The organism is Nocardia sp. A7 (genome assembly GCF_046549215.1).
Lineage (GTDB): Bacteria > Actinomycetota > Actinomycetes > Mycobacteriales > Mycobacteriaceae > Nocardia.
In genome coordinates, this window is record NZ_JAJPWE010000001.1 from 1,601,576 (window position 1) to 1,616,200 (window position 14,625).

At 67.7% G+C, this 14,625-nt stretch carries 17 protein-coding genes; 7 read left to right on the top strand and 10 right to left on the bottom strand.

Annotation, left to right across the window (positions count from 1 at the left end; translation table 11 throughout):
• Nucleotides 1-4: 4 nt before the first annotated feature.
• On the bottom strand, nt 5-1,249 hold the full coding sequence (locus ACLJPD_RS07160; protein ID WP_410871954.1) for a L,D-transpeptidase: 1,245 nt from the start codon (nt 1,247-1,249) through the stop codon (nt 5-7).
• 118 nt (nt 1,250-1,367) lie between these two features.
• Nucleotides 1,368-1,856, bottom strand: coding sequence for a DUF2505 domain-containing protein (locus ACLJPD_RS07165; RefSeq protein ID WP_410870950.1), 489 nt, complete (start codon nt 1,854-1,856; stop codon nt 1,368-1,370).
• A 40-nt stretch (nt 1,857-1,896) separates the two neighbouring features.
• Here ACLJPD_RS07165 and ACLJPD_RS07170 point away from each other — a divergent pair, with 40 nt between their 5' ends.
• The 3 genes from ACLJPD_RS07170 (at nt 1,897) to ACLJPD_RS07180 (ending at nt 4,403) form a co-directional block, all read left to right on the top strand.
• Nucleotides 1,897-2,991, top strand: coding sequence for a UDP-N-acetylmuramate dehydrogenase (locus tag ACLJPD_RS07170; protein WP_410871955.1), 1,095 nt, complete (start codon nt 1,897-1,899; stop codon nt 2,989-2,991).
• 64 nt (nt 2,992-3,055) lie between these two features.
• Entirely contained in the window at nt 3,056-3,583 is a 528-nt protein-coding gene (locus ACLJPD_RS07175; protein WP_410870951.1) for a DUF2505 domain-containing protein, read from the top strand.
• A 22-nt stretch (nt 3,584-3,605) separates the two neighbouring features.
• Entirely contained in the window at nt 3,606-4,403 is a 798-nt protein-coding gene (locus ACLJPD_RS07180; protein ID WP_410870952.1) for a class I SAM-dependent methyltransferase, read from the top strand.
• On the opposite strand, the gene ACLJPD_RS07185 is transcribed toward ACLJPD_RS07180, so the two are convergent.
• Entirely contained in the window at nt 4,389-4,997 is a 609-nt protein-coding gene (locus ACLJPD_RS07185; RefSeq protein WP_410870953.1) for a hypothetical protein, read from the bottom strand. The genes ACLJPD_RS07180 and ACLJPD_RS07185 overlap by 15 nt on opposite strands.
• Before the next feature lie 106 nt (nt 4,998-5,103).
• Here ACLJPD_RS07185 and ACLJPD_RS07190 point away from each other — a divergent pair, with 106 nt between their 5' ends.
• Nucleotides 5,104-5,847 (top strand): DUF2993 domain-containing protein, encoded by a 744-nt coding sequence (locus tag ACLJPD_RS07190; RefSeq protein ID WP_410870954.1) that lies wholly within the window; start codon nt 5,104-5,106, stop codon nt 5,845-5,847.
• Between the two features lie 5 nt (nt 5,848-5,852).
• Here ACLJPD_RS07190 and deoC read toward each other — a convergent pair whose 3' ends face one another.
• The gene (gene deoC, locus ACLJPD_RS07195; protein ID WP_410870955.1) at nt 5,853-6,518 is read right to left on the bottom strand and encodes a deoxyribose-phosphate aldolase; all 666 of its coding nucleotides are present in this window, start codon (nt 6,516-6,518) and stop codon (nt 5,853-5,855) included.
• A gap of 116 nt (nt 6,519-6,634) precedes the next feature.
• Between deoC and ACLJPD_RS07200 the strand changes: the two genes are divergently transcribed.
• Nucleotides 6,635-7,162: a GNAT family N-acetyltransferase gene (locus ACLJPD_RS07200; protein ID WP_410871956.1), complete on the top strand. Its 528-nt coding sequence runs from the start codon at nt 6,635-6,637 to the stop codon at nt 7,160-7,162.
• A gap of 1 nt (nt 7,163) precedes the next feature.
• Here ACLJPD_RS07200 and purU read toward each other — a convergent pair whose 3' ends face one another.
• From purU to ACLJPD_RS07230, 6 genes are all read right to left on the bottom strand, one after another.
• Nucleotides 7,164-8,054 carry a formyltetrahydrofolate deformylase gene (gene purU, locus ACLJPD_RS07205; RefSeq protein WP_410870956.1) on the bottom strand — a complete coding sequence of 297 codons (891 nt, stop codon included), beginning with the start codon at nt 8,052-8,054 and terminating at the stop codon, nt 7,164-7,166.
• Between the two features lie 20 nt (nt 8,055-8,074).
• Nucleotides 8,075-9,127, bottom strand: coding sequence for an alpha/beta fold hydrolase (locus tag ACLJPD_RS07210; RefSeq protein WP_410870957.1), 1,053 nt, complete (start codon nt 9,125-9,127; stop codon nt 8,075-8,077).
• Between the two features lie 75 nt (nt 9,128-9,202).
• On the bottom strand, nt 9,203-9,481 hold the full coding sequence (locus tag ACLJPD_RS07215; protein WP_410871957.1) for a DUF2516 family protein: 279 nt from the start codon (nt 9,479-9,481) through the stop codon (nt 9,203-9,205).
• A gap of 94 nt (nt 9,482-9,575) precedes the next feature.
• Nucleotides 9,576-10,223: a heparin-binding hemagglutinin gene (locus ACLJPD_RS07220; protein ID WP_410870958.1), complete on the bottom strand. Its 648-nt coding sequence runs from the start codon at nt 10,221-10,223 to the stop codon at nt 9,576-9,578.
• Nucleotides 10,223-10,669: a helix-turn-helix domain-containing protein gene (locus tag ACLJPD_RS07225; RefSeq protein WP_410870959.1), complete on the bottom strand. Its 447-nt coding sequence runs from the start codon at nt 10,667-10,669 to the stop codon at nt 10,223-10,225. The genes ACLJPD_RS07220 and ACLJPD_RS07225 overlap by 1 nt, the downstream gene beginning before the upstream one ends.
• 112 nt (nt 10,670-10,781) lie before the next feature.
• On the bottom strand, nt 10,782-12,113 hold the full coding sequence (locus ACLJPD_RS07230; RefSeq protein WP_410870961.1) for a DUF445 domain-containing protein: 1,332 nt from the start codon (nt 12,111-12,113) through the stop codon (nt 10,782-10,784).
• A 262-nt stretch (nt 12,114-12,375) separates the two neighbouring features.
• Here ACLJPD_RS07230 and ACLJPD_RS07235 point away from each other — a divergent pair, with 262 nt between their 5' ends.
• The gene (locus tag ACLJPD_RS07235) at nt 12,376-13,062 is read left to right on the top strand and encodes a TetR/AcrR family transcriptional regulator (protein ID WP_410871958.1); all 687 of its coding nucleotides are present in this window, start codon (nt 12,376-12,378) and stop codon (nt 13,060-13,062) included.
• 126 nt (nt 13,063-13,188) lie between these two features.
• Nucleotides 13,189-14,619, top strand: coding sequence for an ABC1 kinase family protein (locus ACLJPD_RS07240; RefSeq protein WP_410870963.1), 1,431 nt, complete (start codon nt 13,189-13,191; stop codon nt 14,617-14,619).
• The last annotated feature ends 6 nt before the right edge of the window (nt 14,620-14,625 follow it).

The following is a 14,625-nucleotide window of genomic DNA, read 5'->3' on the forward strand; positions in this document are numbered from 1 at the left end:
TCGGCTAGCGAGGCGCGGCGACTCCCGAGCCTGCGGGCAGTGCCGACATCGACTGCCAAGTCGACCAATCGATGGCCCAGTCGTAGATGTCGCCGTCGGCCTGGGACAGCTCGATGGAAGTGCCGGTCACCTCGACCGGGTCGCCGTAGCGGGCGGTCGGGAAGTAGGCCTGGGCGTCGCCGGGCGAGAGGTTGATGCAGCCGTTGGTGACGTTCGAAGAGCCCTGGGCGGAAAGGGATTCGGGGTTGGCGTGGATGAACTCGCCGTTGTTGGAGATGCGGACGGCCCAGCGTTCGCGCACGTTGGTGTAGTACGGCGGGTTCGACATCATGAAGTCCTCGTACTTCTCGGTGACCACGTGCACGCCCGAGCGGGTGACATTGCGCGGCTCGTTGCCTTCGCCGTAGGAGACAGCGAAGTCGAAGATCGTTGCGCCGTCACGGACCACCTGCATGCGGTGGCTCGGGGCGTTCGCGATGACGATCTGGCTGCGGCCGATGGTGAAGTCGGAGGTGACATCGGAGTCGCCGTAGGCGCCGCCGCCGAGGTCGACGCCGTAGAGATTCGCGGCGACGTGCACCGTGGTGCCCGGCGTCCAGTAGTTCTTCGGACGCCAGTGCACGCGCGAGCCGCCGTCGTCGGGCAGCCAGGCCCACGACCCTTCGGTGTCGTGGTCGGTGGTGACGGTGAGTGCCTTCTCCACCGCCGCCTTGTTCGTGACGGGCCCGGCGAACTTCAGGATGATCGGCGCCGCGATGCCGACCTCCTGGCCGTCACCGATATTGATCGTGGCCGGAATGGTCGACTGCGGGCTGATCGTGGTGAAGGTGCCCTCGATCGGGACCGGTTTCGCGTCGGCGCCGATGGCCGTGCCGGACCAGGTGTAGGACGCGCCGTAGCCGAGCGGCTCGGAGACCTTGTAGGTCGTGCGGTCCGGGCTGAGCTGGCCGGTGATCTGCTTGCCACCGGCATTGGTGAGGGCGATCTGGTCGATCGTGCCCTGGGCGACCGTCACCGAAACGGGCGCGACCGGATCGACATCGACGGCGCCGGGCGTGGGCGCGATGGTGACCTGTGCGACCGGTGCCGCCGCCTCGGCGGCCTCACCCGGCCCGTCGGCCGTACACCCGGTCAGCACCACAAGCACCGCCAGCACGATCACCGCAACCACGGACCGTCCGCCCCGACTGTGCAGCGCACGCCGCTGCGCCGACGAACCCCGCCGCGCAGCACTCCGCGCGCGCAACATACCGGTTACCGAATGTTTGCTCACGCATCGAATGTACGCCGAGCTATCGACCTCTACCTCGTGACAGCTGTCTCACCGACGATGCCGAAACCCGCCGTCAGGGTTCGCGCAGGCGCGACTACCCGCGGTTCAACCACTCCTCGGTGAAGGTGGCCTCGTTGCCGAGGAGTTCGATCAGGCGTTCCGAGATGGCCGCCTCGATCTTGCCGCCGAAGAGCGGGATCTTCACCTCGATGGTGCCGTTGATGGCGGTGGTGGAGCCGGTGCCGCTGTCGGGGGCCATGGTGACGGTGCCGCGGACCACCGCGGGGGCGCCGTCGACGTGGGCTTCGAAGATGCCGCCGGTGCCGGTGTAGGTCTCGGTGCGCGGAATGACCAGGTCACCGGGGCGCACTGCGGTGATGGCGGGCGGGAGCTGATCGGCGGGGATGGCTTGCACCATCTGGACGCGGACCTGGTCACCGTCGACGGCGAAGGCGTCGAGCCGGGCTCCGGGGCCGCCGACCTCGGCGATCCGGGCCTTCCAGTACTGCTCGTCGGAGTACGCGGCGCGCACCGCATCAACGGAATGCGTGTAGCCGGCAGTGAACGCCAGAGGTGTAGCCATGCTCGACACGGTACCGTCTGCGGACGTGCGTACAACACGGGTGGTGTCCTCCGAACAGCTGCGTGACCTGCTTGCCGATACCGGCGCGACGGTCCGGGATTCGGTGCGTTTGTCCGAATTGACGACCTTGCGGGTGGGTGGGCCCGCGCTGCTCGCCGAGTGTCCGACCACCGAGGCCCTGGTTGCCACGGTGCGGGCACTGGACGGGGCCGGTATCGCGGTCCTGCTGGTGGCGGGTGGGTCGAACCTGCTCATCGACGACGCGGGCTTCGACGGCGTGGTCGTCCGCGTCCGCACCACCGGCGTCGAGCTCGGTACCGACGGTGTCGTGGCGGAGGCGGGCGCGAACTGGGACGAGGTCGTCGCGGCGACCGTCGCGGCCGGGCTAGGCGGGCTGGAGTGCCTGTCCGGGATTCCGGGTTCGGCCGGTGCGACCCCGGTGCAGAACGTCGGCGCCTACGGGGTCGAGGTCGCGTCGCTGCTGCGCCGGGTGCGTCTGCTCGATCGAGCGACCGGCGACGTGCGCTGGGCCGAGCCCGCCGAGCTCGGCTTCGGCTACCGGACCAGCGTGCTCAAGCACAGCGACGACGCCGTGGTCCTGGCCGTCGACTTCGCTTTGGATCCGAGCGGGATGAGCGCGCCGCTGCGCTACGGCGAACTGGCGAAGGTGCTCGGCGCCGCCGACGGCGAGACCCGCCCCGTCGCACAGGTGCGCGCGGAAGTGCTCCGCCTGCGAGCAGGCAAGGGCATGGTCCTCGACCCCGCCGATCACGACACCTGGAGTGCCGGTTCGTTCTTCACCAACCCGGTCGTCACCGAGGAGCAGCTGCCCCAGGTACTGGCCGCGATCGCCACGCACGTCGGCGACGACGTCAAGGTGCCCACCTATCCCGCCCCCGACGGCACCAAACTCTCGGCGGGTTGGCTCATCGAACGCGCCGGGTTCGCCAAGGGCTTCCCCGGCGACACCGCCGCCGCCCGCCTCTCGACCAAACACACCCTCGCCCTGACCAATCGCGGCACCGCGACCGCCGCCGACATCGTGGCCCTGGCCCGCACCGTCCGCGCGGGCGTGTGGGAGCGCTTCGGCGTGACTCTGGAACCGGAACCGGTAACCGTCGGCCTCGATTTCTAGGACCGACCACAGACAACCCACCTCTTCCCTCCGTTCGCACCTCAACCCCGTAACGTGTCCTGCCATGGCACGCAGACTGGACTACTCCGCCCGCTACCCGCTGCACACCACCGAAGAGCTGTACACAGCCCTCCAGAGCAGGGACTACTGGGAAGCCCGCGTCGCCGAGATGCGCAAGTACGCGCCCAACAACGAGGTGGTGAGCCTCGACGTCACCGACGACGGCATCGAGGTGGTCCTGCACCACACGCTGCCGCGTGAGATGCTGCCCGAGATCGCCCAGACCGTCATGCGCAAAGACATGGTCATCACCCGCAAGGAGAGCTGGGGCCCCTTCGCTCACGACGAGACCGAGGGCAAGTTCTCCGCCTCGATCCCCGCGGGCCCCGGCAGCCTCACCGGCTCCATCCGCCTTTTCCCCACCGAAACCGGCGCCACCATGCGCTTCTCCCCCGTCGCCAAGGTCTTCATCCCCATGGTCGGCCCGCGCCTGGAGCAGTTGATGCTGGTGAACCTGGTCGACCTGTTCCGCGCCGAGCAGGAGGAAACCCTGCGCTACCTCGACCGTCAGACCGCCGACAAGTCGGTCTGACGCACCTCGGCAACCCCAACCCGTGGCCCCGAGCCGCAAGGCCATCCCCCCGGTCGGCACCATCACCCGCGGCACCACCGGCGTCAACCGCCTACGCCGCAGCGATCGCTGGCTCGTCAACGACGAACTCGTCAGCGCGACACTGCGCGAATCCACCTCCCCCCTGGTTGTCGACCTCGGCTACGGCGCCGCCCCGTGGACCACCGTCGAACTGGCCGCTCGCCTGCGCACGGTCCGCCCCGATCTCGAAGTGGTCGGCCTCGAAATCGACCCCGCCCGCGTCGTCGCCCCCCGCGACGGCGTCCGCTTCGCCCGCGGTGGCTTCGAACTGGCGGGCCTGCGACCCACCCTGGTCCGCGCGTTCAACGTCCTGCGCCAGTACCCCGAGGACGCGGTCCCCGACGCCTGGTCCCGAATCCAGTCCAACCTGGCCCCCGACGGCCTCCTCGTCGACGGCACCTGTGACGAACTCGGCCGCCGCTGCGCCTGGGTGCTGCTCGACCGCCACCGCCCCCTCTCCCTCACCCTGGCCTGGGATCCCTTCACCGTGGACCGACCCTCCGATATCGCCGAGCGTCTGCCGAAAGCCTTGATCCACCGCAACATTCCCGGCGAACGCGTCCACGCCCTCCTCACCGCCGCCGACCAAGCCTGGGAGCGATCGGCGGCCATGGCGCCGTACGGCCCGCGCATTCGCTGGCGCGAAGCAGCGGAGATGTTGCGTGCCAACGGGTTCCCGCTGCAGCGTTATCGGCGACGCATGCGCGACTGTGTGCTGTCGGTCCCCTGGGACGTGGTCGCCCCGTCACACCCGGCTTAACGCCCGGCGCACCCGCGTCGACGCCCGCGGCGCCAATTGCTGCCCACCCCACCAGATCTCGTCGGTATCGCACCGGTGGATCGCCACCGCGTCGGCCACCACCTCGTCCAACGCCGACTGCGAGATCTCGGTCTCGGCCAGATCCAGCAGGGTCCGCACCGGTGTGGTCACCAGAAACGGCCCTGCGGACTCCACATCCACCTCGGCGAGCTTGCGTCGGGTCAGCACCAGTCGCGGTGTCACCGGCGGGCGCCCCGCCGACACCGACAGATGCAGGAACCGCGGCCCCAACCTGCCGATCCCGTGCAGTTCCGCCGCACTCTGATACGACACCGCCGCCGCCCCGTCGAACCAAGCTGCCCACATCGCGTATTCATCCAGCGGTCCCACCCGCCATTGCCCCAGCCGCATCATCCCGACCCCGGCCCTGGTCACCGACCCGTCGCCCAATGCCGCCCTGACCTGCGATTCGCACCCGGTGCGCAACACCTGACGCGTGGTGAAGAAGCCCGCGTGCCGTCCGGCGAGCCGGCGCAGCACTCGCCACCGATGATCCGGTGTCCCCGCCACCCGGCGCGCGCCCTCGCCAGCCATGCCGCCCAGGTTACGCCCGCTCGAGTGCGGCAGGTCACATTTTGCTGTGCAGGCTTTCACTCCCTCCTCAGAGCGGACACAGAAAGATCGGGAAGAATCCGATGTCATGACCACCCCGCAGAACTCCCCACGCTCCAGAATCGGTCGGCGCCCGCTGGTGATCGCGTTGGCGGTGGTCGCCATCCTGCTCGTCGCGGCCATCGGCGGAACCGAGGCCTATGCCCGACACAAGATCTCACAATGCATCAGCGGTGCGTTCGAGCAACAGATGGGCTCGAGCATCGACGTAGGGTTCGGCCTGCGACCGGTGTTGCTGTCGTATGTGGACGGCAAGGTCGGCTCGCTCACCGTCGACAGCGAGGACAACAAGTTCGGCCCGGCGGTCGGCATGGTCGTGCACGCGAAATTCAACGACATCGAACTCGTCGACCGCGGACGCGGCGGCGGCACCATCGACTCCTCGACCGCCGACGTGACCTGGAACAACGACGGCATCCGCGAGACGCTCGGCACCGTGGTGAGCGGCGTGCGCTCCTCGGCGAGCACCGGCGTGCTGACTCTCGACGTGCTCGGCGGCCTCGCCCAGTTGGAAGTGCAGCCGCTGATCCGCGACGGCAATATCACCGTGGACACGAAGTCGGCGCAGCTGCTCGGCATCGGCCTGCCCACCGACCTCGTGCAGGGCATCGTCGAGACCTTCACCCAGAGCTTGCAGAGCTACCCGCTCGGCCTGCGCGCACAGGAGCTGAAGGTCACCGATGACGGTGTGACAGTGCATCTTTCGGGCGGCAAGACCACCCTCGACGCCGCGCGCGACCCATCCCGTCAGCAGGCCGAGTTCACCTGCTGATCAGTTCATTCGGCGAAACCGTCGAGCACCGCGGCCGATTTCGACAACCCGAGCCGCGTGGCACCGGCCTCGATCATCGCGGCGGCGTCCTCTGCGGTGCGGATCCCACCACTGGCCTTCACCCCGAGCCGCCCGCCGACGGTCTCGGCCATCAACCGCACCGCGTGCACACTCGCACCGCCGCTGGGATGAAAACCGGTGGAGGTCTTCACGAAATCGGCACCGGCCCGCTCGGCCGCCCGGCACGCGCCGACGATCGCCGCATCGGTGAGCGCGGCCGATTCGATGATCACCTTGAGCACGGCCCGATCCGCGGTCGCCTCGCGCACGGTGATGATGTCGGCGAGCACGGCATTGAAATCACCGGCCAGCGCGGCACCAACGTCGATCACCATGTCGACCTCGGCGGCGCCCTGGTCCACGGCCAGCCGCGCCTCGGCACCCTTCACCAGCGAATGATGTTTGCCGGACGGGAAACCCGCGACAGTCGCCACCACCAGACCGGGCGCGCGCACCGGCAACATCGAGGGCGACAGACAGATCGCGTACACCCCGAGCTTGCGCGCCTCGGCGATCAGCGAGTCGACCTCTGCCGGAGTCGCTTCCGGGGCGAGCAGGGTGTGGTCGATCATGTCGGCCACGGCGGCCCGGGTCAGCGGCGCGGAAGTCATTTGCCGAGCATGGCATACCCACGGCCGCGTCCGGGACAGCGGGCGTCGACGTTTCAGGCAGATCGGGCACCGCACATCATTGCGCTCACCTACCCGAATCCTGGACACTTATGCCTGTGCTGATCCGTCGCGAGACCCCAGCGGACGCCGTGGCGATCGCCGCGATCCACCGCGCCGCCTTCGCCCCGCATTACGCGGGCGATCCGGCCGTCACCGAACCACCCGAACCCGCTCTCGTCGACACGCTACGCACCGACGAGGCGTGGATGCCGACGTTGTCGTTGGTCGCGCTCGAATACGACACCGTCGTCGGCCACATCTGCCTCACCAGAGCCGGTATCGGCCCGTTCCCGGTGCTGGCGCTCGGCCCGCTCGGTGTCAACCCGGAGCGGCAGAAGTCCGGTGTCGGCTCGGCGCTGGTCCATGCCGCCCTCGGCGCCGCCGATGCCCTCGACGAGTCGGTCGTCGGCCTGGTCGGCGACCCCGACTACTACGTCCGGTTCGGCTTCGTCCCCGGTCCGCGCCTGGGCATCGTGCCCGACGAGGCCGACTGGGCACCGTACTTCCAGGTCCGCCCGCTCACCGCGTACGACTCCGCCGTGACCGGTGAATTCCGTTATCCCGCACCGTTTTACAACCTATAGATCACTCGAAGACGACCGTGCGCCGACCGTGCACGAGCACCCGGCCCTCCAGGTGCCAGCGCAGCCCGCGCGCGAGCACGACCCGCTCGATGTCGCGTCCCTGTCGCACCATGTCGCGCACGTCATCGGCGTGATCGACCCGGATCACGTCCTGCTCGATGATGGGTCCCGCGTCCAATTCGGCGGTGACATAGTGGCAGGTCGCCCCGATCAGCTTCACCCCGCGCGCGTACGCCTGGTGATAGGGCCGCGCGCCGACGAACGAGGGCAGGAAGCTGTGGTGGATATTGATCGCGCGCCCTGCCCAGTGTTCGCACAGCCGCGCCGGGAGCACCTGCATGAAACGGGCGAGCACCACCGCGTGCGGATCGTGGGAGTCGACGAGTTCGCGCACCTGCTCGAAGGCCGGACCACGCTCGGCCGGGTCCTTCGGGAACGGCACGTGATGGAACTTCACCCCGTGCGCCTCGGTCATGCCCGCGAGGTCGGGATGGTTGCCGATCACCGCCTCGATGGTGGCGGGCAGTTCACCGGCCTGCGCGCGGCCGAGCAGGTCGTGCAGGCAGTGCCCGTCCTTGCTGACCAGCAGCACCACCCGGCGCGGCAGGCCGGAATCGTGGAGCTGCCAGTCGGTCTCGGGACCGAACTCGGCGGCCACCTCGGCGAAGCGCGCGCGCAGCTCGTCGATGGCGAACGGCACCGTCGAGGCCTTGACGGCCTGCCGGGTGAAGAACCAGCCGATATCACCGTCGGAGTGGTACCCGGCCTCGGAGATCGAGCCGCCGAACTCAGCGATGAACGAGGAGATCCTGGCGATGATGCCCGGCCGGTCCGGGCACCCGAGGGTCAGCACGAACCGATGGTCGTCCGAGGTCACAGCGGTAGAACTCATCCGCCGATTCTCGCAGGCGATCAGGCCAGGGCGCGCACGGGCTCGCGAACGGCGGCGAGCACCTCGGCCACCTCGGCGTTGAACAGGTCGAAGCGTTCGACGTTGCCCAGATGCCCGGTCGGCAGCACCTTGAAGCCGGCCAGGGTGCCCGCTTCCTGCAGCAGCGCGGCCAGGCGCTCGGCGTGGATCGCCGGGGTCATGTCGTCGCGATCGCCCGCGAGCACGGTGGTGGGGACCGAGAAGTTCTTCGCGTCATCGCCCAGGTGCAGCCCCGTGAGCAGGAACCCGTACCGCGAGCGCGTCATCATCGGGCAGCCACGCACCACCGAGAGCGCGTAGTTCAGCTTCTCGCGCGAGGTGTCGAGGGTCATCACCTGGCGGGCGAAGATCCAGCGCACCGGCTTGATCGGCGGCATGAGCACCGGGGTGCCGAGGATGAGCTTGCCGAGCCAATCCGGCGACGGCAACGCACGACCGCGCAGAATCCGCAGCGGCACATTGAGTCCGGGAACCATGGTCGACACCTCGACCAGCGAGTGCGCGCCGGTATTGGTGAGGATCACCGCGGCGGCCTGCTCGGCGACCCGCTCGGGGTAGCGGCCCGCCCAGGCGATGAGCGTCATCCCGCCCATGCTGTGTCCGGCGAGCACCGCGCGTTGACCCGGCAGCAGAACCGCGTCGAGTACGTCGCACAGATCGTCGGCGAGCAGGTTCGTGCTCGGGCGGGCGTACCCGTTGGTGCTCTCGCCGTGGCCGCGCTGGTCGTAGGCGACCACGCGGTACTCGCCGGCGAAGGCGTTGATCTGGGCGTTCCAGTATTCGAGCGAGCAGGTCCAGCCGTGCGCGAATACGATGACGGGCGCATCGACCGGGCCGTAGGCATGCACCCGAAGGCGGGCCCCATCGGCGGTGACCACCGGGATCACGTCATAGGGCATTCGCGGCGGATCGAAGGCCGCGATCCCGTGCGAACGGGTTCGCAGGTCGGCCCGGTGGGCCGCCAGCACGGTCTTGACCACGGTGGACGCCTGATCGACCAGGTTCACCAGAGCCGTCGGCAACGTTGCACGCATCGGCACACTCCTTCGTGTTACTGCTAGATACAGTAACACTGCGTACCACGCACCCGCGAGCCCTGCCGCGAGCTTTTACCAGCGCGGGCCGCGCTGCACCTCGTCGACCTTCGGACGCACATCGACCAGGTAGACACCGGTCGCGACGATTCCGATGATCGCGATGAACCCCAGCCCGCCCGCTCCGAGCAGCAGGAACACCAGCGCGCCGCCGAGAATGGCCAGCCAGATCGGCTTACTCATCTTGTCGACCGCGGTGAAGGCGTCCGAACGCTGCCGGACCGCGTGAATGAGTGCGAACACCGTCGCACCGAGGGCACAGACCCACAGGACCAGCAGAATCAGCGAGGTCATCCCATTCACAATGTTCACGCCCCCATCATACGAACAGCGGCCCCGCACACACAGGGTGTACGGGGCCGCTGTCAGCGGAGATACGCGAAGGCTCTCAGATGGTCTTCGGCGCGGCCGGCTTCTTGGCGGGCGCGGCCTTCTTGGCCGGGGCCTTCCTGGCGGCAGGCGCCTTGGCCGGAACGGTCTCGTCGGTCACGGCGACGACCTCGGCCTCGACAACAGCCTCGACCTTGTCGGCCACAGCCTCGGCCTCGGCCTTGCCACGGCCCAGCAGGTCGTTGACCTTGACCAGGGCATCCTCGGCGCGAGCGGAGGCATCCTTGTACAGGGTCTCGACGCGGCCGATCCGCTCGTCGACGGACTGGTTGGTGCGCAGCCGGTCGACGGTCTCCTCACCGCGAACGGCGAGATCGGCGTAGATGTCGAGCGCCTGGCGGTAGTAGTGCTCGGCCAGCCTGCGCAGCTCTTCCGGGGTGAACTTCTCGCGCAGCTCGGCGAGATCCTCCGGCAGTTCCGACGGCAGGCCGGAGATGCGTTCGCGCAGGGTGTCGAGCTGGGCCTGCACGTCGGCGGGCACGTTCGCGAAGCGCTCGCGGGCCCCTTCGACGCGGGCCTTGGCATCGGTGGCGACAACGCGGCCACGGACGTCGGCGACAACGTCGTTCACGACGGCGTAGATGGCATCACCGGCGCCGACGGTGGCGAACAGCGGCTTGGACACAGTGGCGGTCTTTTCGGTCATCAGTCTTCATTCTCCTGGTGTGGCGGAGTGTCAGTTGTCGTGAACGAAACGTCACTGTCTCGTTCGTTCCCCCCTGAGCCGGCTTCTTCCCCGTTTTCCCGGCGAAACGACTCATAGATTTCCAGCAACACCTGTTTCTGCCGCTCGGATACCGAAGTATCGGCGAGCAGGGCGTCGCGGACCGGGCTGTGCGGACGCTGTTCCAGAAATCCGGCCCGCACATACAACACCTCCGAGGAAACCCGCAGTGCCTTGGCGATCTGCGCGAGTACTTCGGCGGAGGGATTACGTAATCCGCGTTCGATCTGACTCAGGTACGGATTACTTACCCCCGCCAGAGCGGCGAGCTGACGCAGTGACACCTGCGCGCCTTCGCGCTGTGCCCTGATGAAACCTCCGATATCTTGAGCCGCGTGCGCTACACGACTCTCGGGTTGGTCTGTCATCGCTCACCTTCTGGCGTTGTAAGGCCAATACTAGAACAGGGTGCTAGCTATTGCAAGCACTCCAGTTAGCACCCGGTGTGCTAACCACCACAAAGACCCTCTGACCAGCGGCTCAGTGGAACAAAAGTTGCGAGATCGTATAGATGGCCAGGCCCGCGAGCGAGCCAACGACCGTGCCGTTGATCCTGATGAACTGCAGATCCCGGCCCACTTGCAATTCGATCTTCCTGCTCGCCTCGTCGGCGTCCCAGCGCGCGACCGTATCGGTCACCAACGTCGTGATCTCCGCGGAGTAATTACCGACCAGATAGCGAGCACCGCGATCGATCCACCCGTCCACTTTGCCACGCATCGCCGCGTCGTCGCGGAAACGCTCACCGAGCTGCTGCACATTCTCGGCCACCTTGCGCCGCAGGGTGGAATCCGGATCGTCGGCCGATTCCAAGATCAACCGCTTCGCCGCCCGCCAGGTGGCCTCTGCCATTCCGGTGATCTGCTCGCGGCCCATGATCTCGGCCTTGACCTTCTCCGCCTTGGCGATCATCGCGTCGTCGTTCTGCAGGTCATCGGCGAAATCCTGCAGAAAGCGATCGGCGGCCCGGCGCAATTCATGATCGGGATCGGAGCGCACCTTCCAGGTGAACTCGACGAGTTCCCGATAAATTCGCTCGGAAAGCAGCGTATTGACGAATTTCGGCGCCCACTGCGGCGCGTCGCGCACCACGATCCGGTCGATCGTGTCCTGCGAACCCAGTGCCCACTGATGCGCGCGCTCGGCCAGCAGATCGATCAGCGGCCGTTGCCGATTGTCGGCGATCATCTCCGAGAGCACCCGGCCCAGCGGCGGCCCCCACAGCGGTTCGGCGATCCGCTTGACGATGGTGTTGTCGATGATCTCCTCGACGTCCTCGTCGCGCAGGGTGTTCACGACCGCGGTCAAAATCGTCGCGCTCTCCTGCGCCACCCGGGCCGCGTGCCCGGGATCAGCCATCCACCGGCCGACTCGCAGCGAGATCTGGGCGGCCTCCAGGCGGGTCGAGACCACGTCGGGGGCGAGGAAGTTGGTTCCGACGAAGGCACCGAGGCTCTCGCCGAGCTGGTCCTTCTTCTTGCGGATGATCGCGGTGTGCGGGATCGGCAGACCCAGCGGGTGCTTGAACAGCGCGGTGACCGCGAACCAGTCGGCCAGTGCGCCGACCATGCCCGCCTCCGAGGCCGCGCGCACATAGCCGACCCACTCGCCACCGCCGCCACGCGATTCGAGCCACCGGCACAGCAGATAGATCACACTGGCCACCAGCAGGAAACTGGTCGCCAGCGCCTTCATCTTGAACAGGTCGCGTTTCTTGCCCGCCTCGTCGGTCAGCACGTCGAAGCCGGCGGGCTGCGTGGCGGGCTCGGTGCGCGGCGTGAGAACCGCCGTGTTGCCGGGAGATTTCTCCATAGCCCCCATTCTGCTGTGCGCGCGGCGAGTGTGCCGCCGCCAACCCCGCGTGGCGCTGCCGACGACACGGCGAACCGCCTGGTTTGTCGTACGCGCGGGTAAACAACGAAGTGTGGTAAATGCCCCAACGTGCACCAAAGGAGCGCCACCCCACACCGGCGCGCCTAAGCTGTTGGACAGAGACGCCAACATCGACCACAAGGGGGCTGTCCTGTCCACCGAAGACCTTGTCGAGATCGGCGAGCAGTCGAGCCGAGCAGCAGTGCGCGGCGGCAGCCCGGCCGACGGCCGCAAACGTCGGTGGCGACAGCACAAGATCGACCGCCGCGAGGAACTGGTCGACGGCACCCTCAATGCCATCAGGGTGCGCGGCAGCCAGGCGGGCATGGACGAGATCGCCACCGAGATCGGCGTGTCCAAGACCGTCCTCTACCGCTATTTCGCGGACAAGAACGACCTGGTCCACGCCACCATGCAGCGCTTCATCGAGACCACCCTGCTGCCCCGGGTCTACGGCGCGATCAGCCTCGACGCCGACGAATACCAACTCGTGCGCGCCGCGATGACCGAGTACGTCGGCACCGTCGACGACGACCCAGAGGTCTACCGGTTCATCATGAGCAATTCCGCGGGCGACAAGTCCTCGCTCGCGGAGTTCGAGCGGCTGTTCGCCGAGGTGGTCACCACGGTGCTGGTCGAGCGGGCGGGCGACAAGGGCGTGCGCACCGACGGCGCGATGCTGTGGTCCTACGTGCTGGTGGGTGGCATCCAACTGGCCACGCACTGGTGGACGACCACCGACAAGGCCATGCCCCGCCAGGACGTCATCGACTACCTGACGATGATGGCGTGGAGCGCGCTCGAGGGCATCGTCCGCGCCGGTGGCTCACCGTCGTACTTCACCGCGCAGCCGCACCTCTTCCCCGAAGTCCCCCCGGAGCTGTCCTGACCGGCACTTTCGTCCGTTAACGGGAGCCGGGCTCGACAACCCAGCTCGGTTGGCTACGCTGAACCCGGGCGGGACGCTGTGGTTTGTGTCACCGCCGTGCGCGTCGGCACCAACGGAGGTACCTCGATGGCGAAGAACGTGCCGACTTCCCGGCTTGCCCGCGGGACGAAGCTGGGGGCGGTGGCGGCGGGGTCGGTCATCCGCTCGAAGAAGACCAGGCTATCGATGCGCGGCCGCTCGGAGGCAGTGCGCGCGCGGATGGCCGAGGAGTCGATGATCCGCACCACCGAACAGGTGGTCATGGTGCTCGGCACCATGAAGGGCGTGGCGATGAAGCTGGGCCAGATGATGTCGGTGCTGGATCTGGATCTGGTGCCGGAGGACCATCGCGAGCGGTTCCAGCAGCGCCTCGCCGTCTTGCGCAATGCGGCGCCGACGGTGTCGTTCGAGTCCATGCGGGCGGTGATCGAGCAGGATTTCGGTGCCCCGCTGGCGGAGATCTTCGCCGAATTCGATCCCGAGCCGATCGCGGCCGCCTCGATCGGCCAGGTGTATCGGGCCACGCTGCCCGACGGTCGCGCCGTCGCGGTGAAGGTCCAGTACCCCGGGGTCGACGCCGCCGTGCGCGCGGACCTGAAGAACCTCACCATGTTCCGCCGGGTGCTGGCCTCGGCGATGCCATGGATCACCCCCGCGGTGCTCGACGAGCTGAAACTCAACATGGAGAGCGAGCTCGACTACCAGGCCGAAGCCGCCACCCAGGCCGAGATCGCGCATCTGTACCGCGAACACCCGTTCATCGTGGTGCCGTCGTCGGTTCCCGAGCTGTCGACCACCCGTGTGCTGGTCAGCGAGTTCATCGACGGCCACGGCTTCGACGAGATCCGGAAAATGCCTGCTGCCGTGCGTGATCGGGTCGGCGAGATCATCTACCGCTTCTATGTCGGCTCGCTGTTCAGCTTCAACGAGTTCTGTGGCGACCCGCATCCGGGCAATGTGCTGCTCGCGCGCGACGGCCGGGTCGCCTTCCTCGACTTCGGGCTGTTCAACCGGATGGACCCCAAGCTGGTCGGATTCGAAATCCAGTGCCTGCGCGCGGCCGCCGAGGACCGCGCGGAAGATTTGCGGCAGTTGATGATCGATCGCGGCGTGATCGATTCGCCCGAGGAGATCGGCGCCGAGGAATGCCTCGAATACGTGCTCGCCGCCTCGGAATGGTGCCTGGTCGACGAGGAACTCACCATCACCCCCGAACTGGCCAGCGGCGCGTTCCTGCTCGCCGTCGACCCGAGGGCCAGCGAGTTCACCGGCATGAAGCAGCAGAATCTGCCGCCGGAACACCTGTTCTCGCGCCGCGCCGATTTCCTCACCTTCGGCATGCTCGGCCAGCTCGACAGCACCAACAACTGGCATCTGATCGCCCGCGAATGGCTCTACGGCGATCCGCCGGTCACCGAACTCGGTCTGGCCCACCGTGATTGGCTCAGCTCCCACCCGCCGAAGCCGGCGAAGAAGACTCGCGCCCGCAAGGCGAGCACACCGGCCACCAAGCCCTGATCATCT

Bases quoted from the DNA above. Each gene is read 5' to 3' on its own strand.
- ACLJPD_RS07160 (WP_410871954.1), bottom strand. From the start codon at position 1,249: ATGTTGCGCGCGCGGAGTGCTGCGCGGCGGGGTTCGTCGGCGCAGCGG.
- ACLJPD_RS07165 (WP_410870950.1), bottom strand. From the start codon at position 1,856: ATGGCTACACCTCTGGCGTTCACTGCCGGCTACACGCATTCCGTTGAT.
- ACLJPD_RS07175 (WP_410870951.1), top strand. From the start codon at position 3,056: ATGGCACGCAGACTGGACTACTCCGCCCGCTACCCGCTGCACACCACC.
- ACLJPD_RS07185 (WP_410870953.1), bottom strand. From the start codon at position 4,997: ATGGCTGGCGAGGGCGCGCGCCGGGTGGCGGGGACACCGGATCATCGG.
- ACLJPD_RS07190 (WP_410870954.1), top strand. From the start codon at position 5,104: ATGACCACCCCGCAGAACTCCCCACGCTCCAGAATCGGTCGGCGCCCG.
- deoC (WP_410870955.1), bottom strand. From the start codon at position 6,518: ATGACTTCCGCGCCGCTGACCCGGGCCGCCGTGGCCGACATGATCGAC.
- purU (WP_410870956.1), bottom strand. From the start codon at position 8,054: ATGAGTTCTACCGCTGTGACCTCGGACGACCATCGGTTCGTGCTGACC.
- ACLJPD_RS07210 (WP_410870957.1), bottom strand. From the start codon at position 9,127: ATGCGTGCAACGTTGCCGACGGCTCTGGTGAACCTGGTCGATCAGGCG.
- ACLJPD_RS07215 (WP_410871957.1), bottom strand. From the start codon at position 9,481: ATGACCTCGCTGATTCTGCTGGTCCTGTGGGTCTGTGCCCTCGGTGCG.
- ACLJPD_RS07220 (WP_410870958.1), bottom strand. From the start codon at position 10,223: ATGACCGAAAAGACCGCCACTGTGTCCAAGCCGCTGTTCGCCACCGTC.
- ACLJPD_RS07225 (WP_410870959.1), bottom strand. From the start codon at position 10,669: ATGACAGACCAACCCGAGAGTCGTGTAGCGCACGCGGCTCAAGATATC.
- ACLJPD_RS07230 (WP_410870961.1), bottom strand. From the start codon at position 12,113: ATGGAGAAATCTCCCGGCAACACGGCGGTTCTCACGCCGCGCACCGAG.
- ACLJPD_RS07240 (WP_410870963.1), top strand. From the start codon at position 13,189: ATGGCGAAGAACGTGCCGACTTCCCGGCTTGCCCGCGGGACGAAGCTG.